The following is a 22870-nucleotide window of genomic DNA, read 5'->3' on the forward strand; positions in this document are numbered from 1 at the left end:
GGACCTGCTGAGGCAACATAGACGCGGGCCCCGTCTTGCCTGCTACGCTTGCGCTAATGAGCGGCTGCCGGGCCAATGCGCCCCCGCGGCCCAGACCCACACCCCAACAGGAGCAATAGCATGCCAAACCAAGACGGCCAACACGATGCGCGCCGCATGGCGCCGGCCACCGACCGCAACCGCGATGCCATCCTGGCCGTGCTGCGGCGGGTCTTGCCGCAGCGTGGCGTGGTGCTGGAAATCGCCAGCGGCACCGGCCAGCACGCGGCCTATTTCGCCGCCGCGCTGCCGGGACTGACCTGGCAGCCGAGCGACCCGGACGGCGCTGCGCGCGAGTCGATCACGGGCTGGGCCGAGCATGCCGGGCTGGCCAATGTGCTCGCGCCGCTGGTGCTGGACGTACGCCAGCAGCCCTGGGGCATCGAGGCGGCGCAGGCGGTCGTTTGCATCAACATGATCCACATCGCGCCGTGGTCCGCGGCCGAGGCGCTGTTCGCCGGGGCCGGGCGCTTGCTGCCAGCCGGTGGCGTGCTTTACCTGTACGGCCCGTATCGGCGCAACGGCGAACATACCGCGCCGAGCAATGCCGCCTTTGATGCGCAGTTGCGCAGCGCGAACGCGGAGTGGGGCGTGCGCAATATGGAAGACGTGGTGGCACTGGGCGAGGCCGAGGGTTTTCGCATGGAAGCGCCAATCCCGATGCCGGCCAACAATTTCAGCCTGGTATTCCGCAAATAGGCAGTCTCCCGCCGCATGCAATGCCGGGCCGGAATTCGATTAACGCGGGTTTGAGGAATGACGGAGCGGGGGCTTGGTTTCTTGCTGAATGGCCGTTCGGCGTGCCGGCTTAAGCGTTGGCTTAAGAGTGGGCGAAAGCCTCAGCCAATGTCTTAGTGAATGTCTCGGGAAGCAATGGCGGGTGATGCCAGGCGGCGCTAATCGGGAAACGCCGATCGGCCAGAGGGGCTTGAAAAACCGGGAATGCTGGCTGGAGATGTCCGGCTGGCCCTGCAGGGCGCCAGCCGGTTCGCACTGGAGTGGTGCGCGGCGAGGGCCGGAGCACGGCGCGGATGACCGCGCGCATGTCCGGGCCATCTGCCACGCTGGCCCTCGCGCGATTTACTTCGCGGCGACAGGCGCTTCTGCCTCGACCTTGACGGCCACGGCCTTCTTCGGCGCTGCCGGCTTGCGCGCGGCCTTCACGACGGCCTTCTTCGCGGCCTTCGGAGCTGCAGCCTTCGGCGCTGCTGCTGCCTTGGGTGCTGCCTTCGGTGCTGCCTTCTTGGCGGCGGCCGGCTTTGCGGCCTTCTTTGCCACTGCGGCCTTCACCACCGGCTTCTTCGCAGCCGGCTTGGCCTTGGCCTTTTGTGCGGCCAGCTTTTCCTTGGCGGCTTGCTTTTCTGCCAGCACTGCCTTCTTGGCGGCTTCAGCAGCGACCTTGATTTCGCGCTTAGCCGTTTCGATCGCCTTCTTTGCCTCAGCGCGCAGCTTCAGCAGGCCCTTCTTTGCAGCGGCCAGTTCGCGAGCCAGCACGCTAGCCTTCTTCGCGGGAACTGCTGCCTTCTTGGCGGCTGCCGGCTTGGTCTTTGCTGCTGCGCTGGTTGCGACTTTATTTGCTACGGCCATTTGTATTTACCCGTTAGTTGTAGGAGCGCGGAGTATAACCGGAAGCGCGGCATTACTCGCGCGCCGCGAAGTTAAGCGGCGTGGTTTCGGGTTGAATGCGTGCGCGGATACAACGTTTCTCGTGCGTCCACGGCACGGGCATTCAATGAGAATATGCAATACGTATTGCGTTTAGCGCGTATTGACCTGGACCTTGATACCATCGGGCAACACGGTAATGGCGCCCGGCTCCACTTCTTTGCCGGCCACGCGCAATTGGTCCGGCGTAAAGGTGTACAGCGGGTAATCGCGCAGCAACTGCTGGGCCACCACGGCGCCGATGGCGTTCAATTGCTCGCCGTACTGCGCCGGCATGCCGTCTACCTGAACCCGTTCGACCGACGGATTGTCGAGCAGCACGGCGCGTTTTGCCGGGTCGTATTTCAGCCCGCTGCTGAGCGACAGCGTGCCGTTGATCGGCGGCGCCGGCAGCAGGGTATTGGTGAGTCGCGCGTCCATCCGGGTGGTCACGCGATTGTTCGCGTCGTCGAGCACCAGGTGCGGATGCGTCAGTTGCACGTCGACCACCTGGCCGTAGCGCAGCGTGGCGGGGAAACGTTTGTCGACGGCAGCCTGCAGTTCGTCGCGGGAGAAGGTGTAGTCGCCGGTCCAGACGTTGTAGCCGGCCCAGGCGCTGGCGGCGCCAAGCGCGGCGATGACGGCGACGGCCTTCAGGGTCTTGGCGCGGATGGCCCGTGCGGGCTGGCGCCGGGAGTGGGATGTCGGCATGCGGGTGGGTCCAGGTTGGCGTCTTGCGCGTTATCCGGTCTGACCGTGGCGGCAGTGGCTTTGTTCAATCGTGCCGGATGGCGCGGCGACGCGCAGCCGCCGCGCACGCTCAATAGTGCGGCGGGATTTCGTGCTGCGGGCCGCCTTCGGCGCCGCCGGTGCCGCTGGCGCGCATTTGCTGGTAGAGCGCCTGCAACTGCTCTTGCAACAGGTCGATCTGCCGCTGTTGCCTGGCCACGGCGAGGTTGAGCGTGTCGAGAAGGTCATCCTGGAAGGCAACCTTGATTTCGAGTTCGGTCAGGCGGGATTCCATTGCAATTCTCCGGTGGGGTGGGAATTGTAAGGCTTGGGGCCGGTGAGCTGGGTGGCCGGGAGGGGCTCCCGGTAGCGGATATCGCTCCAGGCAAGCCGTCCGCCGCTCGCGGGATGACTGGCCACGAGGTGGCAAGCGCTACCGGTTTCGTCGTGGGCACGGCGGCACCGTGGCGCTCAAGGCCGCGCGCAACGTCGGCGAGGCGCATGGTTGCGAGGCGAACCAAAGGCGGCACCCGAGGATCGTCCGAATCATCCTGGAGATTAAGATTGTCAGAATGCAACCGCTTTAGCGGTTTGCGCTAAATAAAGGAAAGAAAATGAAGCGGTTTGTATAAGTTTGGGAAACTTCCTAGGCCCAATGATTAGAAGCACGTGGATCATGCATGGAATCCAATCCCAGGGAGTGCCACGTGAAGAAACGACGAAGGAACGCAATCGGCTGGTGTTTTCAAGGGCAACGAGGCTGGCGCATTGCCAGCCTCGTTGCCACGTTGCTGACGCAGGTCAGCGCCGCTGCTGCCTCCACCACGATCACCGCATTCGGGCAGCAAATCGCATTGCCCTCGACCTCGCCCGTGGGCACCATCCTCGCCCGTCATTTCATTTCGCCCGGGCAAGCTTGCGGAGCGCCGACATGCAAGTTGGGCAGCGTCGCCCTGTGGTACAACGGGGGGAGCTTTCCTGCGCTTGGTCCCATCATCACAACCAACGTCTCGGGCATCTCCACCCGCCTCCTGATCAACGGGCAAGCCGTATCCGGTGGCAACCTTCCCTCCGTCACAGAGGTCAGCGCGATCGAGATTCAACTGGTGCGCGATGAACGCACTTTCATTAAAGGCTCTTTGATGTCGACCGCGCAGCCGGGATATTTCACCCTATGCTCACGACCTGTGCCCAATACCGGCTGGCCCGGCTATCCTTGCAAGTCGGGCGATTATGGACAATTCGCCACCGTCGATCTTCGCGGTACGATTACGCCGATCAAGGGTACCTGCAGCACACCTGACCAGACCATCACGCTGCCTCCGGCGCTGGCGCCCGGGTTCAGGGGGGTCGGCACCACCATCGGCACAACGGCTTTCCAGCTTCGCGTGAACAACTGTCCCGCTGGTTTCTATCGGGTCGGCTATTCGTTCACGCCGGTCTCCGGCACCGTCGCGAATTTCCCCGGCACATTGGCACCCCTGAGCGGTTCAACCGCCACCGGCGTGGCCATCCGGCTCGCCGATCAGCAGAACGTCCCCATCGCCTTTGACCGTTCCATGGCGGTGACCGACTATGTTCAGTCAACCGGCGGATCCTTTTCGATCCCCCTCTCCGCCTCCTACGTCCAGACAAGCCCTGTTGTCACGGTCGGCACCATCAGGGGCGCTGTCAGCGTCCTGATCGACTATCAATAAATAGAGATCGGCGCAGCGATCTCCAGATGTTCTCGAATGCAACCCATTTTGGATTTGACCAGGAAAGAGCGAGTATTTAATACCTGTCCTATATCTGGTGGTTGAGGATTCATAGATAATCGCAACGGCTGCATCAATCGCATCAATCGCATCCGAGAAACGCAAATGACCAAGTGACAAAATGACGAAACGAAGAAGGAACGCAATCGGCTGGTGTTTTCGAGGGCAACGAGGCTGGCGCATTGCCAGCCTCGTTGCCGCGTTGCTGATGCCGGCCAGCGCCGCTGCTGCCGTTACTGCGATCAGCGCGTTCGGGCAGCAGATCGCATTGCCCTCGACCACGCCTGTGGGCACCGTCGTCGGTCGTCATTTCATTTCGCCCGGGCAAGCTTGCGGAGCGCCGACATGCAAGTTGGGCAGCGTCGCCCTGTGGTACAACGGGGGGAGCGTTCCTTCGCTGGGTCCCATCATCACAACCAACGTCTCGGGCATCTCCACCCGCCTCCTGATCAACGGGCAAGCCGTATCCGGTGGCAACCTTCCCTCCGTCACAGAGGTCAGCGCGATCGAGGTTCAGTTGTTGCGCGATGCGCGCACGTTCATCGAAGGCTCTTTGAAGTCGAACGCGTATCCGGGATATTTCAACCTATGCGCACGATCTGTGCCTGCTGGCAATTCTTGCAAGTCGAGCAATGATTATGGAGGATTCGCCAGTATCGATCTTAGCGGTAAGATTACGCCGATCAAGGGTACCTGCAGCACACCTGACCAGACCATCACGTTGCCTCCGGCGCTGGCGCCCGGGTTCAGGGGTGTCGGCACGGCCATCGGCACGACGGCTTTCCAGCTTCGCCTGAACAACTGTCCCGCTGGTTTCTATCGGGTCGGCTATTCGTTCACGCCGGTCTCCGGCACCGTCGCGAATTTCCCCGGCACATTGGCACCCCTGAGCGGTTCAACCGCCACCGGCGTGGCCATCCGGCTCGCCGATCAGCAGAACGTCCCCATCGCCTTTGACCGTTCCATGGCGGTGACCGACTATGTTCAGTCAACCGGCGGATCCTTTTCGATCCCCCTCTCCGCCTCCTACGTCCAGACAAAGCCTGTTGTCACGGCCGGCACCATCAGGGGCGCTGTCAGCGTCCTGATCGACTATCAATAAATAGAGACCGGCGCAGCGGGCTTTGCGCCATTCCCCGGGCTCCCTCCCAAGGGCTTACTCCACCGTCAGCCTGGCCAGTCTCCCCACCGTAGCAAGCGCCGCATCCGTGCGCGCATCGAAATCGTGCCCGCAATTGATCCGCAGGCAGTGCCGAAACCCGCCGTGCGCGGAGAAAATCGGCCCGGGCGCAATACTGATCCCATGCGAAAGCGCGTAGCGGTGCAAGGCCAGGCTATCGGTGCCCGCCGGCATTTCAATCCACAGGAAATACCCGCCAGCCGGCCGCGTGGCCCGCGTACCCGCCGGGAAATGCCGCGCGATGGCCTGCGCGAAGGCGTCCTGCCGCTGCGCCAGCGCCTGGCGCAACTGGCGCAGGTGGCGGTCATACCCGCCCTTCTCCAGGTAGTTGAGCAGGGCCGCCTGCGTCGGCGCGGCCACCGTCAACGTGCTGGTGAGCTTGGCCCGTGCCACCTCGCGCGCGAAGCGTCCGGGCGCGGCCCAGCCGATCCGGTAGCCCGGCGCCAGGCATTTTGAGAACGATCCGCAGTGCATCACCAGCCCCTGCGTGTCGAATGCCTTGGCCGGGGTGGGGCGCTTGGCGCCGAAATACAGCTCGCCGTAGACGTCGTCCTCGATCAGCGGCACTGCGAAGCGCGCCAGCAATTGCACCAGTGCGCGCTTCTTGTCGTCGGGCATCAGGCTGCCTAGCGGATTCTGGAAATTGGTCATCAGCCAGCATGCGCTCGGGCGATGGCGCTCCAGCGCGCGGGCGAGGGCATCGAGCTCGATGCCTTCGCGCGGGTGCGTGGGCACTTCGATGGCGCGCAGGCCGTGGCGCTCCAGCGCCTGCAGCGCGCCGTAGAAGGTGGGCGACTCGATGATGACCGCGTCGCCCGGACGCGTGACGGCCGCCAGGCACAGATTCAGCGCTTCCAGCGCGCCGTTGGTGATGACGATCTCGTCCGTATGCACGGTAAGCCCGTCGATCAGGTAGCGCAGCGCGATCTGGCGGCGCAGGCCGGCATTGCCCGGCGTCATGTCGTCCACCGAGCTCCACGGGTCCAGGTGCTGGATCACGGCCGCCATGGATTTGGCGAGGCGTGGCAGCGGAAACAGCAGCGGGCTGGGAAACGCCGAGCCCAGAGGCACCAGTTCGCGCTGCTTGGCCGACGCCAGCACATCGAAGACCAGCTCGCTGACATTCAGCGCGGTGGATTCTTCCGCCGGTTGCGACGCGGCCTCGGGCTCGGGCGGCCGCACGCGGCTGGTGCTCGCCACGAAGTACCCGGAGCGCTGGCGCGCGATGATCAGGCCGCGCGCCTCCAGCAGGTAGTAAGCCTGGAACACCGTGGAGGGGCTGAGTCCGCGGCTGGCGCTGGCATGGCGCACGGAGGGCAGGCGGTCGCCGGGCCGCAGGGTGCCAGCCTGGATCGAGTGCGCGATATCGTCGGCCAGCATTTCGTAGAGCGTGCCGGGCTGGCTGGGCTTGTCTGGTTGGCTGGACGGCATCGGAGATCTGCTGTTTGTCGCATGGCTGGGTTCCTGCGACTGTATCGTATCAGCGCGCGGCGCGGCATGGCGCCACCAGATTTTGCGGATTCCGCGCACTTGCTGCGGCAACATGTCACGCCCGTATCCATCTGATCCGGTCGAATCGGTTGGCTCTGATTCTGTTCGGACCGGCCTTGCCTCCTTAGCATTCAGCGCTGTCCCTAAGTCATGGCGGTCACGGCGCCGCCGTGCGGAGTGCAAGGAAATCCATGGATCCCACGAGTCTGTTGTTGGCTACCTTCCTGCTGTCGGTCGGTGGCTTGTTTGCCTTTATCTGGTCGCTGCGCAAGGGCCTGTTCGATCTCGAAGCCGCGGGCGCGCGCACCATCTTCGCGCCCGGCGAGGTCGGCCAGCCGGAGGAGCCGTCGAGCGACGCGGCACAGCGCCAGGCGCTCTGGGCGGGCGCGGCGTCCAGCCGGGAGGCGCCTGCCGCCACCGCCGCCGCGCGCGCCGATCTCGAGGCGGAGCTGGCCGCGCGGCATGAGGCCGATCGCTCCAGCGCCCTGCCGGCGCTGCTGATGCTGTGCTGCGCCGTGGTCTGGCTGGTGGTGGCATCCGCCGCCGGCCTGCTCAGTTCGCTCAAGCTGCATATGCCCGACCTGCTGACCGAGCAGGCCTGGCTTTCCTTTGGCCGCCTGCGCACGCTGCACCTGAACGCGGTGGCCTATGGCTGGGCGCCGATGGGGCTGCTCGGGCTGACGCTGTGGATGCTGCCGCGCTTGCTGCGCACGCCGCTGCTGGGCGGGCGCTTCGCCATGATCGGCGCGCTGGTCTGGAACGCGGGGCTGGTGGCCGGGCTGGGCAGCATCGCCATCGGCATCAATGCCGGCCTGGAGTGGCTGGAGATCCCGTGGCAGGTGGGCCTGCTGTTCGCGCTCGGCGGGATGATGATCGGCTTGCCGCTGGCATTCATGCTGCAAAAGCGCCGCGTCCATCATCTGTACGTGTCGGTCTGGTACATCGGCGCGGCGCTGTTCTGGTTTCCGGTGCTGTACGTGGTGGCCAAGATCCCGGGCGTGCATTTCGGTGTGGAGCAGGCCACCATGAACTGGTGGTTCGGGCACAACGTGCTGGGCTTGTTCTATACGCCGCTGTCGCTCGCCTCGGTCTATTACTTCCTGCCCAAGGTGATCGGGCGGCCGGTGCGTTCGTACAACCTGTCGCTGCTGGGCTTCTGGACGCTGGCGTTCTTCTACGGCCAGGTCGGCGCGCACCACCTGATCGGCGGCCCGATTCCGCCGTGGCTGATCACGCTGTCGATCGTGCAGAGCGTGATGATGATCATCCCGGTGACCGCGTTCTCGGTGAACCAGCACCTCACGCTCAAGGGGCATTTCGGCGCGCTGCGCCACTCGGCTACGCTGCGCTTCATCGTGTTCGGCGCCATCATGTACACGCTGGCGTCGGTGCAGGGCTCGTTCGAGGCGCTGCGCTCGCTTAACGCGGTGACGCACTTCACGCACTTCACCGTGGCGCACGCGCACCTGGGCATGTACGGCTTCGTGTCCATGGTGATCTTCGGCGGCATCTACTTTGCCCTGCCGCGCATCGTCGACGCGCCGTGGCCCCGGCCCGCACTGATCTCGCTGCATTTCTGGCTGGTGGTGGCGGGCTTCTCCACTTACCTCGTCACGCTGAGCATCGGCGGCGTGCTGCAGGGCCTGGCGCTGCTGGACCCGGCGCGTCCCTTCATGGAATCGGTGACGGTCACGCTGCCCTGGCTGCAGGGGCGCTCGCTTGGCGGCGCGCTGATGACGCTCGGGCACCTGGTCTTTGCCTTCCACTTTGCCTTGATGGTCTTGCGTCCCTCCGCGCTTGCGCAGACCGATCGCATGGTTTCCCAAGCGGCTGCCTGAACATGGAAAACGAACTCAAACTTGTGGGCGGGGCCATGGTCACGCTCTCGCTCGCCACCTCGGCCATGATCGTGGTGCCGTTCCTGCAACTCAAGGATGTGCCCGCGCCAGCGGCGCTGGCGCCCTACACCAGCGAGCAGTTGCGCGGGCGCGAGGTGTATCTCGCCAACGGCTGCATCGCCTGCCATACGCAACAGCCCAGTTCCACCGGCGCTGGCCGTGCCGACGGCGCGCGCGGCTGGGGCCGCCCGTCCGTGGCGGCGGACTACCACTACGACAGCCCGCCCCTGCTCGGCACCATGCGCACCGGCCCGGACCTGTTCAACATCGGCGTGCGCCAGCCGAGCGCCGACTGGCACCTGGGCCATCTCTACCAGCCGCGCGCCTATGTGGCGGACAGCATCATGCCCAGCTATCCGTTCCTGTTCGACCTGAAGCCGGAAGGCGCGCTTGGCAAGAGCGACAAGGTGGTCGCGCTGCCGGGCGGCACGGTGCCGCCCGGCAAGGTGGTGGTGGCCACGCCCCAGGCGCTGGACCTGGTGGCCTACCTGACCGGCCTGCGCCACACCTACCCGGTGGTGGAGCAGGCGGGTGCAGCCGATGCAGCCGACGCAACCGACGCAGCCCGCCCCCGCCAGGGCGCGCCACGCTGGCATCCGTTTCGATTGCGCCGTCCGACCCGTTCGGTGCGATCGCTTCTTCTCAACCCAACTCCAGTTCGCCGACGCCGCCCGCGGCCGGAGCGCAAGCCAGCCAAGATGACCCCCTCGCCAGCCCATAAGACCGAGAACGCCGATCCCGTCGAGCAGCACAACCCGGTGCCCAGGATCGTGCTGGCGCTGGTGTGCGGCCTGCTGGTCTGGGCCATCAGCTACATCCTGATCGAGCGCGCCGACGGCAGCGCCGCGCTGGGCGACCGGCGCGACCTGGCCGCGCTGGCAGCGCCCGCCGGGCAGGGCCGCGTGGCCGACGGCAAGCAGTTGTTCGCCGCCAATTGCCAGGCCTGCCACCAGGCCAGCGGACAAGGCATCCCAGGCGTGTTCCCGCCGCTGGCCGGCTCGCCCTGGGTCAACGACGATCCGGCTCGGCTCGCGCAGATCCTGCTGCACGGCATGACCGGCCCGCTGGACGTGCTCGGGACCACCTACAACGGCGCCATGCCGGCCTTTGGCGAGCAGTTCTCCGACCAGGAGATCGCGGCACTGGCCACGCATATCCGCAGCCAGTGGGGGAATGGCGCCGCGCCGGTCGAGGCCGCGCAGATAGCGGCGGCGCGCGCGGCGTCCGGTGCGCAGCAGGCGCCCTGGCACGGCGGCGACGCGTTGCAGGCGTTCATGAGCGCGGGAGGTGCCGCCAAGCCATGACGCGAGCGTGGAGCAGGACGCTGGCGATGGTTGCGCTCGTGCTGGTGTTGGCCGGCGCGGCGGTGTTCGCCACTACGCGCGGGCTGCGCACGGTCAGCGCCGATGGTGCCCGGCGCCTGGACCTGGCGCGCGCGCCGCGCGTGCTGCCGGCGCTGGCGCTGGTCGACCAGGCGGGCAGTAAGCACGCGTTCGGCGGCTTGACGGCGCGGGGCAGTGACAGGCCCGTCACGCTGGTGGCCTTCGTCTATACGCAATGCATGGCAATTTGCCGCACCAGCGCGTCGGGGCAGGCGTGGCTGCAGGCGCAGTTGCGCGAGCGCCGCCTGCAGGACCACGTGCGCCTGCTGACGATCTCCTTCGACCCGGCACGCGATACGCCCTCCGCGCTGCGGGCCTACGCGCGCACGCTGGGCGCCGATCCTGCCCTGTGGACCTTCGCCACGGTGGCCGAGCCCGCGCGCTTGCGCGGCCTGCTCGATGCCTTCGGCGTCGTCGTGCTGCCCGATGGGCTGGGCGGCTACTCACACAACGCCGCGCTGTTCCTGGTCGATGCGCAAGGCCTGCTGGCCGCTGCCTACGATGTGGAGCGGCCCGACCTGGCGCTGGCCGACGTGCTGGGCAGCCGCCTGTGAAGGCGCGGCAGGCATGCGCGCCAGCGCGCCGCCGGCTCGCGCTCGCGCCGCACTGGCAAGCCTGGCTTCCCGGCTTGATGCTGGCCGTGGCCGCGCTGTTCCGCCCGTGGCTGGAGGCGAGCATGGTCAGGCATATGGGCCTGGAACTGCCGCTGCTGGCGCTGGCCGGCTGGTGGGCGGCGCGCTGCGCCGGCCCGCGGCTGGCGGCCTGGCTGGCGCCGTGGAACGCGGCGGGGCTGCCGGGCCTGCTGGCGGCGTGGTGCATCGTCAGCTACTGGATGCTGCCGGTGGCGCTGGATGAAGCCACGCTGGCGGGCCCCATGGGCATGGCCAAGGTGGCAAGCATGGTGCTCGCGGGGCTGCTGGCGCGCGCCTCGTGGCAGGCCGCCGGCCCGGTGCTGCAGGGCTTCTTTGTCATCAATGGCGCCTGGATGATGCTGAGCGCCGGGCTGCTGTACCAGGAGGCGGAATCGCAGCTGTGCAGCACCTACCTGGTCGATGAGCAGCTGGCGGCGGGCCGGGTGCTGGTGCTGTGGGGGCTGGCCTTGCTGGCGATGTGGCTGTTTGCCGTGGCCAGCCGGCTAGCGGTGGATCGCGAGCCGGTCGCCTAGGCTCGCACGGCCGCCGGCGAACCGGACAGCATTGCCATGCGAATTGGCGTGGTGTAACGTTACGCAGTCCTCCGGGACCCGGGTGGTGATTGGTTTCTCCGCCCCAGCCTGCCTACGGATTCCCATGCATCACGCTGCGCACAACCCCTTTGCCGCCATCGCGACCCGTCCGGGCGCGGCGCGGCCGTGCGCCGCCTTCGTAACGCTCGTAACGCTCGTATCGCTCGCACCGCCTGTCACTTCCGCGCCGCGCACGCGGGCCGGCCTTGCGCCGCCGCCCCCAGCCGTGCTGGGCTGATCGTCAGCCCGTCTTTTTTCGGCGTCTTCCTTCTTCGGCTGGTTCCCGCCTGATGCCAGGGCGCATTCGTGTGCGCGCGGTGTCAGTGTGCCCGGGGCACGCCGGAGTTTCCGGATTACCGTGACAGGTGAAACTCATGGATTTGAACAAGAACGCACTGAGCGCGCATGGCTCGACCACGCTCTTCGTGCTGCTATGGAGCAGTGGCGCCATCTTTGCGCGCCTCGGGCTGGAATACGCTTCTGCTTTTGCCTTGCTGGCCGCGCGCTTCGGGCTGGCGCTGGCCGTGCTGCTGGTACTTGCCGCCTGGCGGCGGCGCTGGCTGCCGGAGCCCGGCACGCGCTGGCAGGTGGTCTGCGCAGGGCTGTTGCTGACCGGCGCGTACTCGATCTTCTACCTGCTGGCGCTGGCGCGCGGCATGACGCCGGGCGTGCTGGCCACGCTGCTTGGCGTGCAGCCGATCCTGACCTTGCTGCTGGTGGAGCGGCGCTTTTCCGCGCGCCGGCTGGCAGGCCTGGCGGTGGCGTTGGGCGGGCTGGCGCTGGTGGTCTACCAGGGCATCGGGATGGCGCGGATCTCGCCGCTGGGCATGGGCTTCGCGCTCTGCGCGCTGGCGTGCATGACGATCGGGGCGATCCTGCAAAAACGCATCCGGCAAGCACCGCTGGACGTGATGCCGTTGCAATACGGCGCGGGCCTGGCGCTGTGCCTGCTGTTCGTGCCGTTCCAGCCGATGGCGGTGGCGCCCACGGCGGGCTTCGTGCTGTCGCTGGGATGGCTCGCGCTGGTGATTTCGGTGGGCGCGACGCTGCTGCTCTACCGGCTGATCCAGGCAGGCAACCTGGTCAATGTCACCAGCCTGTTCTACCTGGTGCCGGCCGTGACCGCGCTCATGGATTACCTGTTCCTGGGCAATCGCCTTGCCGCGCTGAGCCTGGCCGGCATGGTGGCGATCGTGCTCGGGCTGGTGCTGGTGTTCAGCCAGAAAGCACTCGCGCGATAGCCCGGTAGCCTGGAAGCAGAACCGGCCGCGTTCGCGCCGTTTTGGCGTGAACGCGGCCGGAGCCGGCTCGCGATGCAGCGCAGCGTATCAGGCGTGCGCCAGCACGGTTTCCGCGCGCTGCGCCGGCAACACGAGCGCCGGCACGGATGGCAACAGCGGCGCGGCAACGGTGCCACCTCGAAGCGCGCGGGCGCTCCTTCGCCAGGCGGCGCAGCCGCTGCAGACGGGCCTCGAGGCCCGCATCGGGCTGGGTGTCGAGGCACAGGGTGGACGGGCATGCCACGCCGAGCATGTTCAGCGCCTGCTTGAAGTTGGCCGGCGTCAGGCCCTCGGCCGGATTCACGCTGACCAGGTGCGGCAGCAGGTGCGCATATTGTGGATCCTGCATCGATGCCGAGTCGCAGCTCAGAATGGCAAAGGCTTGCGGTGCCGGACGGTGCGCGAAGTAGGCCGCAATGCGCGCGGCATGGCCGCCGGGCACGTCGGGGGTCATGCCTTCCACCTGCAGGTCGAGCTGCTGCAGGATGGCGGCGGGAACGCCGCGGCGCCATCCCTCCGATACCACCACGCGGGCACCCGCCAGGCCGAACAGGCGCCGCACGAAACCGAGCGCGACGGGATCGAAGAAGCGGACGTCGCGCAGGGTGCCGGTATCGGGAATTCCGCCCAGCCGAGCCTCGGAGCGGCTCGAGTAGAGGACACCGGGGACGTCAAGCATGATGAGGCGTTCGGACATGATTTCCTATTGGGTTGCAGCGCCGGGTTTCAGCGCCGGTTGGCACGTTTGAAGATTACGACGCATCCGAGGAAATCTGGAGGGGCGGGAAGTGCCTAAGTTGCAACATATCTGTAACTTGAGATGCGGCTTCGTAAAAATCAGCGATTCGCCCGGCCTAGTTGTTTCGGCGGGAAACAATTAGGCCGGCCCCATCCGATCTTCAGGCGGCCCGCATACGGCGCCTGCGCGGCCTCACAACATGCCGGTGGCTGCCGCCAGCCGCGCGATGCTCCAGCCCTTGCCCAGCAGGATCATCCGGGTGTGCAGGTCGTCGTGCACGTCGCCGCTGACCGCCTGCCCGAGATAGGTCAGCGTCTTGTAGCGCAGATCCACATAACCGAGCTCATAGTCCTTCGACAGCGAATGCCACAAGGCATTGGCGCCGGTGGACTGGCGCGCGCCGGTCATCAGGCAAAGCCCGGCATCCAGCCCCCAGCGGTAGATCGCGGTGGCCAGTCCACGGCGCTGGTAGGCCGTCTCGTACTTGGAGTGCGGCGCGCGCACGTAACGGTCCGCGCGCCGTCCCACCTCGATCAGGCGGTTGAATACCGTGTAGCCGGCCAGGCGCTTGCGTGCCACGTCCTCCACATAGACGTAGTATTCGCCGTCTGCCTCGCGGTAGCGGATCACCAGCCCGGGCGAGCCGGTGGCGATGGCCGGGATGCCGTGAAGACGATCGCCCGGCCGGTGCAGGCGGCCGTAGATGGAGCCGAACTCCTGGTCGAGCTCGGCGGGGCGGTGGCTGACATCGATGCGCAGCTCGTGCTTGCGCGCGAGCCACGGGTGCGCCGTGGCCGGCGCCATGATGGACATGTCGTTCTCCCGGAGGCGCGGCGCTTACACCGGCATGTGCTGGAAGCCCCGTGCCAGGGCGAACACCACGACCATGAAGAAGACCAGGACCAGCAGGATTTTGTAGAACATCGCTTATCTCCCAAGTGAAAGTGAAGGTGAGAATGGTGAAGACGGTAAAGAAACAAGGGCAAGGCGGAGGGCGGCCTCTCAGCGCATGGCAGGTTCCTCCCACCATCCGCTCACCAGCCCCTCGGGCTTGCGCGCCGCCAGCACCTTTGCGCTCGCCGGCCACGCGTCGACCCTCACATCCAGCCCGGCGTACACGCCGTAGCCACTGCCCGCGCGGATCTCGTCGCGCGCCTGCAAGCCTTCGCCGGCCTTGATGGCGCATTCGGCAACAATGGCCTCGAGCGCCTTGATGCCCCAGCCGGCCTCCAGGTGCATGCCGCAGCGAATGGAGGCGCCACACTCGATGCCGTGGCCGGCGCGCACGGTGTGGCGCGCGTCGATGACGCCGCCGGCGCGGATGCTCTTGCCGCAGTGAATGGCCGCTTGCCCGATCAGGTCCTGCCCGACCACCGCGCTGCCGGCGAGCGCGATCTTGCCGCCGCACAGCACATCCCAGCCGGCCTTGAGGTTGCCGCCGCCGGTGAGCGCGTCCTGCACGTCGATGCCCCATGCGGCCTTGATGTCGCCGCCCGCTTCGAGCACGCCGCCGCTGTGGATGCCGCCGGCCGCCGCGAGGCTGTCACCGGCCACGATGGCCCGGCCTGCGCGCATGCCGCCGCCGGCATGGATGCTGCCCCCGGCGCGCAGCGTGGTGCCGACGTCGATGCAGCCGCGCACCACCAGCGAGCCGGCAAAGACCACGGCATCGGCGTCGATGCTGTCCACGGCGAGTACGGCGTCGGTAGGGCCGAACTGCGTCAGCAGCCAGCAGGCATCGTCAACGCGGCCGTCATTGACGAGGGTGTCGAGCAGGTGCTGGTAGTCGCTGCCGCCCTGGCGGTTGCGGACGAACCAGCGGTAGCCATCGGCGCAGGGGCGCTTGGCTTTGACAAAATTCTTGGTGAGCTCCATGGCGATGAAGGCGTGCGAAGTGAATGCCGCGAACGCGCCGCGGCAGGAAAAAGGGGTGCAAGGCCATGACGAGGCAACGGCTAAGCCGCTGCCCCGCGCTCAATCAGAGATTGATGAGAAAGTAGACGACGGCGACGGTGCCGATCGCACAGAGGGTCTTGTGATAGATCGAAGACGAAGACATGGCTTTTCTCCCAGGTTGCACATTGGACAAGGGGCGCGACGCGCGCCCTCAGGCAAAGTGCCGTGCGGGGAAAGTCAGGACCTGGCTGGTGTGTCCTGGTTTCCCCGCACGGCCTGGAAAAGCACGGCGGCGAAACCATAGGTGTTGACCGCGGCCGGTGTGGCGCGGAGCGAGCGCACGCCGCCCTTGGCCGCGCACGCACGCGTCGACACCGCATGCATGGCATGGCGGCGGACTGCGTTGCGGTGCGGGACTAGGAGCATGTGGTCTCGAATGAAGGAGAGGAGGAGGGAAATCCTGGCAAGCGTGCTGCCGTTTTTTGAGGCAGCACATACTCTTATGCCATATTGGATGGGGCTTGTCCAGCTAGCCTCCCCTCGCGGGCGGCGGTGAAGGAGGTTGCCTTCTGCGTCGCGGGCGGCGAGATCACGGGCCTGCTGGGGCCCAATGGGGCCGGTTGTTCACGCTGCTGGCGATCTGGCGCCTTGACTGGGAGGAGCCGGCAGGCTAGCGCTTGAGTGTCCGGCCGCGCTCCACCTCCTAGAATGAAGGCGCCCTGTCCTCAACGGAGATCCCATGCATCTCGAAGGCTCCTGCCATTGCGGCGCGGTCGGCTTCAGCCTGGAGTCCGGCTCGCCTTATCCGTTCATGCATTGCCACTGCTCGATCTGCCGCAAGACGGCGGGCGGTGGTGGCTATGCCATCAACCTTGGCGGTGATGCCGCCACGCTGAAGGTTCGCGGCAAAAAGCATATCGGCATCTATCACGCGGTGATGCGCGAGCCGGGCAAGCGCGCGCGCCGCTCGCCGGCCGAGCGGCATTTCTGCCTGAAATGCGGCAGCGCGCTATGGCTCTGGGATCCACGCTGGCCGGAGCTGGTGCATCCGCAGGCGTCCGCCATCGATACGCCGCTGCCCAAGCCGTCGGAGGTGGTGGAGGCCGCGCTGTATTTTGCCGCGCCCTGGGTCGATGTGCCCAAGGGGCGGGGCCAGTACCGCCGACAGCCCGAGCACGACCGCGGTGCGCAGCGCGATGTCGGCGCGCCGGCGGTACTGCCAGAAGCCGATCAGCACATTGGGCGCGATCATCACCAGGGCGGTGCCCTGCGCCAGTTGCTGGTCCATGCCATAGAGCAGGCCCAGCGCGGGAATCGCAATCAGCCCGCCGCCGATGCCGAACAGCCCGCCCACGGCGCCCAGCGCGCTTCCCAGGCCAAAGATCAACAGGGCGGACAGCATCGACGGCAGCAGGGAATGGTCAGGCATGGAATACGTGAGGCGTTTCTAACGGCGACAGGCTGGGAGCGTGCAGTGCGGGGTGAGTGATAACGCCTCGGGCCGGTGTTCCGGAGGAGGCAAAAGGCGCGAAGCGCGTAATGATACGTGGCTTTGGTCGCCCGCCCTCGGGCTACTTCGCATTGTCATGAATGCGGCGTATCTGTCAGGGTTTTCCCTCGAAACGAGGATGTTCGAGCGGTTTTCTCCAAATTTGTTAGCTGCGTGAAAGGCGTTTGTAATGCAGTTCGGTTTGAATGCGCTCGTGAGATCGTTCGCCATGCCGGATACCGGCATGAACACGTCGGGTTCCAAGGAGATGCGTGAATATTCGCTAACTCGGTGCACCGATAGGCGGGCATGGTCGTTTACCGCACACTTAAGTCGAACCGAGCCAGATTGATCGTGTCTTTTTCCATTCCTCGTTTCCTGCTGCTAAGCCTTCTCGGTGCCGTCGCGGGCGCTGCCGTGGCCGGTACAAATGTGCCGCAAAGCGCACCCTTGCCCATGGACGGCCCTTGCGTGGCGCCGCCGTCCAAAGCGGCCCTGACCCTCGCCCAGGTGCGCGTGGATGCCGTGCGCTGCAACCGCGATATCATCGCGGCGCGCCGCAACGTGGAGGCCAGCCAGGCCGATATCCAGATTGCTTCGCAGCGGCCCAACCCCGTGCTCAGCCTGGGCGTGGCCAATATCAACCCGCATGCCGGCTTCAACTCGGGCGGCCCGCGCAGCAAGACGGTGGACTCCACCGTGCGCGTGGACCAGGTGATCGAGACCGCCAACAAGGGAGGCTTGCGCGTGGATACCGCGCAAGCCTCCAGCCGCGCTGCCGGCGAAGTGCTGCAGGCGGTGATCACCCAGCAGGCGAGCCTGGTTGACCAGGCGTTCTATGAGGCACTGGTGAGCCAGGAGCGGGTTGCCGTGCTCAATGAGACGCTGGCGCTTTACGGCCGCACCCAGCAGGCCAACGAGGCACGGTTGAAGGCTGGCGATGTGTCGCGCGCCGATGTCGCCAAGCTGCAGCTCGATGCGCTGCGCGCCCAAAACGACCTGCGCAGCGCCATGGCCGACCATGCCAGCGACAAGGCCGCGCTGGCGCAAGCCATCGGCGTGCCCGGCACGCTGGCCGACAATCGCCTGACGCCTGACTGGCCCGCCCTGGACGTGCCGGTGCCCGAGCCCGACGCCGACACCGTGCAGCGCCGTGCGGACGTGGCCGCGGCCGAGGCCCGCCTGGCCGCCGCCGGCAGCGCGCGCGACCTGGCCCGCGCCGGGCGCGTGCCGGATGTCACGGTGGGCGCGCAGGCCGAGCACTACCCCGTCTCGGCCGCCAACCAGACCGGCAGCGGCAACAGCTTCGGCGTGTTCGTGTCGATCCCGCTGTACGTGCGCCACAGCTTTGGCGGCGAAGCCCGCCGCGCCGAGGTGGATTACTACGCCGCGCTGGATGACCGCAACCGTGTGCTGCTCGAGGCACAGAACGAACTGGAGCGCTCGCGCAACCAGCTCGAAGCCGCACGCCTGTCGCTCAAGCAGATGGTCGAAGGCGTGGTGCCGACCGCGGAGAGCGTCGCCGGCAGCGCCGAGTTTGCCTATTCCAAGGGCGCCAGCAGCGTGCTGGACTTGCTCGATGCGCGCCGGGCCTTGCGCCAGACGCGCCTGGACGCTGTCAACGCGCAAGGCGATTTCGCCAAATCCCTGTCGGCTTACCGCGCCGCCCTGCAGTCCTCACCCAATTCCCAGGCTCGCCCCGATGTACCGCGTCCTTAATTCCGTGTCTGTTCCGATGTCCGCCCCGATGACTGCTACGCCTGCTTCGATGTCCCCCGTACGTGCCGCGGCCCGCCATGGTGTCGCCGCCCGGCTGGTCGCGCTTTCGCTGGTCGCGCTGGCGCTCGCCGCCTGCGGCAAGAGCGAAGCCCCGCCCCCCAGCGACGAACCCAAGGTCAGCGGCAACACCGTTGAATTCCCGGCCTCCGTGCGGACCCTGCCCGGCATCGTGGGCGAGGCCGTCAAGAGTGGCGGCGAGCGCATGCTGAGCCTGCCAGGCCGCCTGGTCTGGAATGAAGACCGCACCGTGCGCGTGTCGACGCCGTTTGCTGGCCGCGTGACCGAGGTGCTGGTGCAGCCGGGGACCAACGTCAAGGCAGGACAGGCGCTGGCCATGCTGACCTCGACCGATTTCGGCGTGGCCCAGGCCGATGCCCGCAAGGCCGCAGCCGACGCCGCTTACGCCGGCAAGGCGCTGGCCCGCCAGCGCGAGCTGTACGGTGCCGGCGTCGTGGCGCAAAAGGACCTGGAGCAGACCCAGGCCGAGGCCGCCCGGGCTAACGCCGACCTGCAGCGCACCCAGGCTGCCTTGCGCCAGTACGGCGCCGGCGCGCAGGGCGAGGGCGCGAGCAACCGCTTCGCCTTGCGCACGCCGATCGATGGCCTGGTGGTGGAGCGCAATATCAACAATGGCATGGAACTGCGCCCCGACCAGCCGCCCACCGCGCCGCTGTTCCTGGTGACCGATCCCACCGAGTTGTGGGCGCAGGTCGACGCGGCCGAGGCCGATATCGCCCTGTTCAAGCCCGGCGTGACCGTGCAACTGGTGTCGGCCGCCTATCCTGGCGAGAGCTTCGCCGGCAAGGTGGTCAAGGTGGCCGATTACGTGGATCCCGCCGCGCGCAGCATCAAGGTGCGCTTGTCCGTGCCCAACCAGGATCGTCGCCTGAAGGCGGAGATGTTCGTCACCGCCAAGCTGCAGGCTGCCTCCTTCCAGGGGATCGCGGTGCCGTCCAAGGCCGTGTTCCTGGCCGAGAACCACCACTTCGTGTTCGTGCGCACGGCGCAGAACCGCTTCGAGCGCAAGCAGATCAAGCTTGGCGTGTCGCTGCCCGGCATGGCCGAGGCGGTGGACGGGCTCAAGGATGGCGACGTGGTGGTGACCGACGGCAACCTGTACCTGCAGGACATCCTGCGCGACGCCACCGCGGTCAACGCGGCGCGCGCTGGCGAAGCCAGCAGCGCCAGCGCGAAGCAGTGAGGAAGACCGCCCCATGATTTCGCGCATCGTCCATTTCGCCCTGCACCAGAAGCTGTTCGTCTGGCTCGGCCTTGCCATCTTCATCGGCGGTGGCCTCGCGGCCTTCAAGAACCTGCCGATCGAAGCCTTCCCGGATGTCTCCGACATCCAGGTCAACGTCATCACGCTGTACCCGGGCCGTGCCGCCGAGGAAGTCGAGCGCCAGGTCACGATCCCGATCGAGACCGCGCTGGCCGGCACGCCGAACTCCGTGCGGGTGTTCTCGCACACCCAGTTCGGCCTGTCCTTCCTGATGGTCACCTTCAATGACAAGGCCACCGACGTGGTGGCCCGCCAGCAGGTGATCGAGCGCCTGCGCGGGGTGGACCTGCCCGACGGCGTGCAGCCGGAGCTGGCGCCGTTGTCCACCGCCATCGGCGAGATCTTCCGTTTTCGCCTGACCGGCAAGGGCTACAGCGCGCAGGAACTGCGCACGCTGCAGGACTGGGTGGTGGAGAAGAACCTGCGCCAGGTCCCTGGCGTGGCCGACCTTGTCACCATTGGCGGCACCATCAAGCAGTACGAGGTCAACCCCAACCTGGCGAAGATGCGCGACGCCAAGATCTCGCTCGCGCAACTCTTCACCGCCCTGCAGCGCGCCAACTCCAACGCCGGCGGCGGCGCCGTGGCCAACGGGCGCCAGCAATTCCTGCTGCGCTCGCTGGGCAGCTTCCGTACCTCGGCCGATATCGCCGATGTGGTGGTGTCGGAAGTCAACGGCACGCCGATCCTGGTCAAGGACATCGCCGAGATCAGGACCGGTTCCGCGCCGCCCCAGGGCCTGATGGGCCAGGATGACGAGGACGATATCGTCTCGGGCATCGTGGTGATGCGCAAGGGCGAGAACCCCTCGCTGGTGCTCGAAGCGCTCAAGAAGAAGATCGACCTGCTGGACAACTCGATCCTGCCCAAGGGCGTGAAGATCGTGCCCTACTACGACCGCTCCACGCTGATCGACAAGACCCTGCACACGGTGTTCGGCAACCTGGTCGAGGGCGCGCTGCTGGTGATGGCCGTGCTGTACCTGTTCCTGGCCAACGTGCGCGCCGCGGCCATCGTGGCGATGGTGATCCCGCTGGCGCTGCTGTCCACGTTCATCGGCCTGACCTGGGTGGGCATTCCCGCCAACCTGCTGTCGCTGGGCGCGATGGACTTCGGCATCATCGTGGACGGCGCGGTGATCGTGGTGGAGAACATCTTCAAGCGGCTGGGCGAGTTGAAGGAAGCCCAGATCAAGGACAGCCGCGCGCGCATGCACGCCATCCTGCAGGCCACCACCGAAGTGGGCCGCCCGACCGTGTTCTCGATGATCATCATCATTGCCGCGCACATCCCGATCTTTACGCTGCAGCGCCACGAGGGCAAGATCTTCGCGCCCATGGCCTATACCGTGACGGGCGCGCTGGTTGGCTCGCTGATCATCTCGCTGACGCTGGTGCCGCTGCTGTGCCACCTGCTGCTGACCAAGAACATCGCCCATGAGGACAATTTCGTGGTGCGCCATAGCAAGCGCCTGTACGAGCCGATGCTGGCCTGGGCGCTGGACCACAAGCGCACCGTGGTGGGCATTGCCCTTGGCCTGCTGGTGGCCACCGTTGGCGTGGGCAAGTTCCTCGGCAGCGAGTTCCTGCCGGAGCTGGACGAAGGCTCGATGTGGGTCAGCTTCGACCTGCCGGCGTCGGTGTCCATCGATGAAGCACGCGACCAGGCTCGCCGCCTGCGTGGCGTGATTCGCAAGACGCCCGAGGTCAATACCACCATCTCCAAGGTGGGCCGCCCCGACGACGGCACCGATCCCAAGCTGATCAACACGGTCGAAATCCTGGTCGACCTGAAGAACGACAAGCAATGGCGCGCGGGCTACGACAAGCGCAAGATCATCAACGAGATCAACGCCAACCTGCGCCAGCTGCCCGGCATCGAGCCTAACTTCTCGCAGCCGGTGCGCGACAACATTCTTGAGAGCATCTCCCAGATCAAGGGCCAGATCGTGATCAAGGTGCAGAGCGACAGCTTGCAGCTGAACAAGGGCGTGGCCGACCAGATCCTCGCCAACGTGCAATCGGTCCAGGGCGTGATGCGTGCCTTTATCGACCGCGACGGCGAGCTGCCGCAGTACGTGCTGGACTTCGACCGCGCCCAGGCAGCCCGCTACGGCATCAACGTGGGCGACGTGCAGGACCTGATGGAAACCGCGCTGGCCGGCAAGGCGGCCACCGAGCTGTGGGAGGGCGAGAAGCACTTCAGCGTGGCGGTGCGCCTCAAGCCTAACGAGCGCCAGCTGCCGAACCTGCCGAACATCTTCCTGCAGACGGCGGACGGCGCGCAGGTACCGCTGTCGCAACTGGTGCACTTCCGCGCGGCTTCCGGCGCGATGAACATCAGCCGCGAGAACGGCCAGCGCACCACCTCCATCGGCATCTTCATCCATGACCGCGACATGGGCAGCGTGGTGAAGGACATGCAGGCGCTGGTCGCCAAGAACGTCAAGGCCGACGATGTCAAGATCAGCTGGTCGGGCGAGTTCGAGAACCAGGAACGCGCCATGGCGCGGCTGTCGATCGTGGTGCCGCTGTCGGTGCTGGTGATCTTCCTGCTGCTGTTCAATGCCTTCAAGTCGTTCAAGAGCGCGACCCTGATCATCTCGAACATTCCGTTCGCGCTGATCGGCGGCGTGTTCGCGCTGTTCATCACCGGCATTCCGCTGTCGGTGTCGGCCGCGATCGGCTTTATCGCGCTGTTCGGCCAGGCCGTGCTGAACGGCGTGGTGATGGTGACCTACTTCAACCAGCTGCGCGATGAAGGCATGCCGGTACGCCAGGCCGTGCTGACCGGCTCGATGGATCGTTTGCGCACGGTGCTGATGACCGCGATGCTGGCCATGCTGGGCCTGTTCCCGATGGCCATCTCGCGCGCCATCGGCTCGGAGACGCAGCGCCCGCTCGCCATCGTTATCATCGGCGGCCTGATCACCGCCACCATGCTGACGCGGCAATGGCAATGGCAATGGCAAGGAGAACCGCTTGTCGGATTCGCTGCCGGCCTGATCTTCCCGTGGTTGCCTGCCTCGAAAGCCCGTCACCTTGGTGCGGGCTTTTTTTC

General features: G+C 66.5%; 18 protein-coding genes and 4 pseudogenes. 13 read left to right on the forward strand and 9 right to left on the reverse strand.

The annotated features are described in order from the left end of the window. The first annotated feature begins 120 nt into the window (after nucleotides 1-120). Nucleotides 121-738: a DUF938 domain-containing protein gene (locus tag OR16_RS17045; RefSeq protein WP_006159186.1), complete on the forward strand. Its 618-nt coding sequence runs from the start codon at nucleotides 121-123 to the stop codon at nucleotides 736-738. Nucleotides 739-1119: 381 nt separating this feature from the next. Here OR16_RS17045 and OR16_RS43535 read toward each other — a convergent pair whose 3' ends face one another. From OR16_RS43535 to OR16_RS17060, 3 genes are all read right to left on the reverse strand, one after another. Next, complete coding sequence (locus OR16_RS43535) at nucleotides 1120-1533, reverse strand: fumarate hydratase (RefSeq protein WP_423739662.1); 414 nt, start codon at nucleotides 1531-1533, stop codon at nucleotides 1120-1122. Nucleotides 1534-1797: 264 nt separating this feature from the next. Then, nucleotides 1798-2394 carry a DUF1439 domain-containing protein gene (locus OR16_RS17055; protein WP_006159188.1) on the reverse strand — a complete coding sequence of 199 codons (597 nt, stop codon included), beginning with the start codon at nucleotides 2392-2394 and terminating at the stop codon, nucleotides 1798-1800. Nucleotides 2395-2503: 109 nt separating this feature from the next. Then, a complete protein-coding gene (locus OR16_RS17060; RefSeq protein ID WP_006159189.1) occupies nucleotides 2504-2707 on the reverse strand; it encodes a SlyX family protein in 204 nt (67 codons plus the stop codon). A gap of 385 nt (nucleotides 2708-3092) precedes the next feature. Here OR16_RS17060 and OR16_RS17065 point away from each other — a divergent pair, with 385 nt between their 5' ends. After that, nucleotides 3093-4109, forward strand: coding sequence for a fimbrial protein (locus tag OR16_RS17065; RefSeq protein ID WP_100227901.1), 1017 nt, complete (start codon nucleotides 3093-3095; stop codon nucleotides 4107-4109). Between the two features lie 181 nt (nucleotides 4110-4290). Continuing rightward, the gene (locus OR16_RS17070; protein WP_237717087.1) at nucleotides 4291-5271 is read left to right on the forward strand and encodes a fimbrial protein; all 981 of its coding nucleotides are present in this window, start codon (nucleotides 4291-4293) and stop codon (nucleotides 5269-5271) included. Between the two features lie 54 nt (nucleotides 5272-5325). On the opposite strand, the gene OR16_RS17075 is transcribed toward OR16_RS17070, so the two are convergent. Then, on the reverse strand, nucleotides 5326-6780 hold the full coding sequence (locus OR16_RS17075) for a PLP-dependent aminotransferase family protein (protein ID WP_006159192.1): 1455 nt from the start codon (nucleotides 6778-6780) through the stop codon (nucleotides 5326-5328). A gap of 251 nt (nucleotides 6781-7031) precedes the next feature. Between OR16_RS17075 and OR16_RS17080 the strand changes: the two genes are divergently transcribed. From OR16_RS17080 to OR16_RS17100, 6 genes and pseudogenes are all read left to right on the forward strand, one after another. Then, a complete protein-coding gene (locus tag OR16_RS17080; protein ID WP_006159193.1) occupies nucleotides 7032-8678 on the forward strand; it encodes a cbb3-type cytochrome c oxidase subunit I in 1647 nt (548 codons plus the stop codon). A 2-nt stretch (nucleotides 8679-8680) separates the two neighbouring features. After that, nucleotides 8681-9262 (forward strand): annotated as a pseudogene (locus OR16_RS17085) (cbb3-type cytochrome c oxidase subunit II); the annotation flags it as partial. A gap of 174 nt (nucleotides 9263-9436) precedes the next feature. Beyond that, nucleotides 9437-10042 (forward strand): c-type cytochrome, encoded by a 606-nt coding sequence (locus OR16_RS41375; RefSeq protein WP_081488803.1) that lies wholly within the window; start codon nucleotides 9437-9439, stop codon nucleotides 10040-10042. Beyond that, the gene (locus tag OR16_RS17090) at nucleotides 10039-10674 is read left to right on the forward strand and encodes an SCO family protein (RefSeq protein ID WP_100227903.1); all 636 of its coding nucleotides are present in this window, start codon (nucleotides 10039-10041) and stop codon (nucleotides 10672-10674) included. The genes OR16_RS41375 and OR16_RS17090 overlap by 4 nt, the downstream gene beginning before the upstream one ends. After that, nucleotides 10671-11285, forward strand: coding sequence for a hypothetical protein (locus tag OR16_RS17095; RefSeq protein ID WP_006159196.1), 615 nt, complete (start codon nucleotides 10671-10673; stop codon nucleotides 11283-11285). The genes OR16_RS17090 and OR16_RS17095 overlap by 4 nt, the downstream gene beginning before the upstream one ends. A gap of 434 nt (nucleotides 11286-11719) precedes the next feature. Next, the gene (locus OR16_RS17100) at nucleotides 11720-12586 is read left to right on the forward strand and encodes a DMT family transporter (protein ID WP_006159197.1); all 867 of its coding nucleotides are present in this window, start codon (nucleotides 11720-11722) and stop codon (nucleotides 12584-12586) included. Here OR16_RS17100 and OR16_RS17105 read toward each other — a convergent pair. From OR16_RS17105 to OR16_RS17120, 4 genes are all read right to left on the reverse strand, one after another. After that, entirely contained in the window at nucleotides 12561-13322 is a 762-nt protein-coding gene (locus OR16_RS17105; protein WP_006159198.1) for an HAD domain-containing protein, read from the reverse strand. The two genes, OR16_RS17100 and OR16_RS17105, sit on opposite strands and share 26 nt — an antisense overlap. Before the next feature lie 234 nt (nucleotides 13323-13556). Further along, a complete protein-coding gene (locus OR16_RS17110) occupies nucleotides 13557-14177 on the reverse strand; it encodes a hypothetical protein (protein ID WP_006159199.1) in 621 nt (206 codons plus the stop codon). A 189-nt stretch (nucleotides 14178-14366) separates the two neighbouring features. Beyond that, a complete protein-coding gene (locus tag OR16_RS17115) occupies nucleotides 14367-15239 on the reverse strand; it encodes a hypothetical protein (RefSeq protein WP_006159200.1) in 873 nt (290 codons plus the stop codon). A 258-nt stretch (nucleotides 15240-15497) separates the two neighbouring features. After that, nucleotides 15498-15686 carry a hypothetical protein gene (locus tag OR16_RS17120; protein ID WP_006159201.1) on the reverse strand — a complete coding sequence of 63 codons (189 nt, stop codon included), beginning with the start codon at nucleotides 15684-15686 and terminating at the stop codon, nucleotides 15498-15500. Nucleotides 15687-15999: 313 nt separating this feature from the next. Between OR16_RS17120 and OR16_RS17125 the strand changes: the two are divergent. Then, a pseudogene (locus tag OR16_RS17125) lies at nucleotides 16000-16413 on the forward strand (GFA family protein); the annotation flags it as partial. Here the strand turns inward: OR16_RS17125 and OR16_RS41380 are convergent. Beyond that, a pseudogene (locus OR16_RS41380) lies at nucleotides 16411-16689 on the reverse strand (TSUP family transporter); the annotation flags it as partial. The pseudogenes OR16_RS17125 and OR16_RS41380 sit on opposite strands and share 3 nt — an antisense overlap. A gap of 516 nt (nucleotides 16690-17205) precedes the next feature. Here OR16_RS41380 and OR16_RS17130 point away from each other — a divergent pair. From OR16_RS17130 to OR16_RS17140, 3 genes and pseudogenes are all read left to right on the forward strand, one after another. Beyond that, a complete protein-coding gene (locus tag OR16_RS17130) occupies nucleotides 17206-18468 on the forward strand; it encodes a TolC family protein (RefSeq protein WP_006159203.1) in 1263 nt (420 codons plus the stop codon). A gap of 49 nt (nucleotides 18469-18517) precedes the next feature. Then, entirely contained in the window at nucleotides 18518-19729 is a 1212-nt protein-coding gene (locus tag OR16_RS17135) for an efflux RND transporter periplasmic adaptor subunit (protein WP_006159204.1), read from the forward strand. 13 nt (nucleotides 19730-19742) lie between these two features. After that, nucleotides 19743-22757: pseudogene (locus OR16_RS17140) on the forward strand (efflux RND transporter permease subunit); the annotation flags it as partial. Nucleotides 22758-22870: the final 113 nt, after the last annotated feature.

The sequence above is a fragment of the Cupriavidus basilensis OR16 genome, from assembly GCF_000243095.1.
GTDB lineage: Bacteria > Pseudomonadota > Gammaproteobacteria > Burkholderiales > Burkholderiaceae > Cupriavidus > Cupriavidus basilensis_D.

Excerpts from the sequence above, each read along its gene's own strand:
- OR16_RS17070 (WP_237717087.1), top strand. The coding sequence starts at position 4,291 with ATGACGAAACGAAGAAGGAACGCAATCGGCTGGTGTTTTCGAGGGCAA.
- OR16_RS41375 (WP_081488803.1), top strand. The coding sequence starts at position 9,437 with ATGACCCCCTCGCCAGCCCATAAGACCGAGAACGCCGATCCCGTCGAG.
- OR16_RS17130 (WP_006159203.1), top strand. The coding sequence starts at position 17,206 with ATGGACGGCCCTTGCGTGGCGCCGCCGTCCAAAGCGGCCCTGACCCTC.
- OR16_RS17075 (WP_006159192.1), bottom strand. The coding sequence starts at position 6,780 with ATGCCGTCCAGCCAACCAGACAAGCCCAGCCAGCCCGGCACGCTCTAC.
- OR16_RS17090 (WP_100227903.1), top strand. The coding sequence starts at position 10,039 with ATGACGCGAGCGTGGAGCAGGACGCTGGCGATGGTTGCGCTCGTGCTG.
- OR16_RS17120 (WP_006159201.1), bottom strand. The coding sequence starts at position 15,686 with ATGCTCCTAGTCCCGCACCGCAACGCAGTCCGCCGCCATGCCATGCAT.
- OR16_RS17115 (WP_006159200.1), bottom strand. The coding sequence starts at position 15,239 with ATGGAGCTCACCAAGAATTTTGTCAAAGCCAAGCGCCCCTGCGCCGAT.
- OR16_RS17065 (WP_100227901.1), top strand. The coding sequence starts at position 3,093 with ATGGAATCCAATCCCAGGGAGTGCCACGTGAAGAAACGACGAAGGAAC.
- OR16_RS17110 (WP_006159199.1), bottom strand. The coding sequence starts at position 14,177 with ATGTCCATCATGGCGCCGGCCACGGCGCACCCGTGGCTCGCGCGCAAG.
- OR16_RS17135 (WP_006159204.1), top strand. The coding sequence starts at position 18,518 with ATGTCCCCCGTACGTGCCGCGGCCCGCCATGGTGTCGCCGCCCGGCTG.
- OR16_RS17105 (WP_006159198.1), bottom strand. The coding sequence starts at position 13,322 with ATGTCCGAACGCCTCATCATGCTTGACGTCCCCGGTGTCCTCTACTCG.
- OR16_RS17080 (WP_006159193.1), top strand. The coding sequence starts at position 7,032 with ATGGATCCCACGAGTCTGTTGTTGGCTACCTTCCTGCTGTCGGTCGGT.
- OR16_RS17045 (WP_006159186.1), top strand. The coding sequence starts at position 121 with ATGCCAAACCAAGACGGCCAACACGATGCGCGCCGCATGGCGCCGGCC.
- OR16_RS17100 (WP_006159197.1), top strand. The coding sequence starts at position 11,720 with ATGGATTTGAACAAGAACGCACTGAGCGCGCATGGCTCGACCACGCTC.
- OR16_RS17060 (WP_006159189.1), bottom strand. The coding sequence starts at position 2,707 with ATGGAATCCCGCCTGACCGAACTCGAAATCAAGGTTGCCTTCCAGGAT.
- OR16_RS17055 (WP_006159188.1), bottom strand. The coding sequence starts at position 2,394 with ATGCCGACATCCCACTCCCGGCGCCAGCCCGCACGGGCCATCCGCGCC.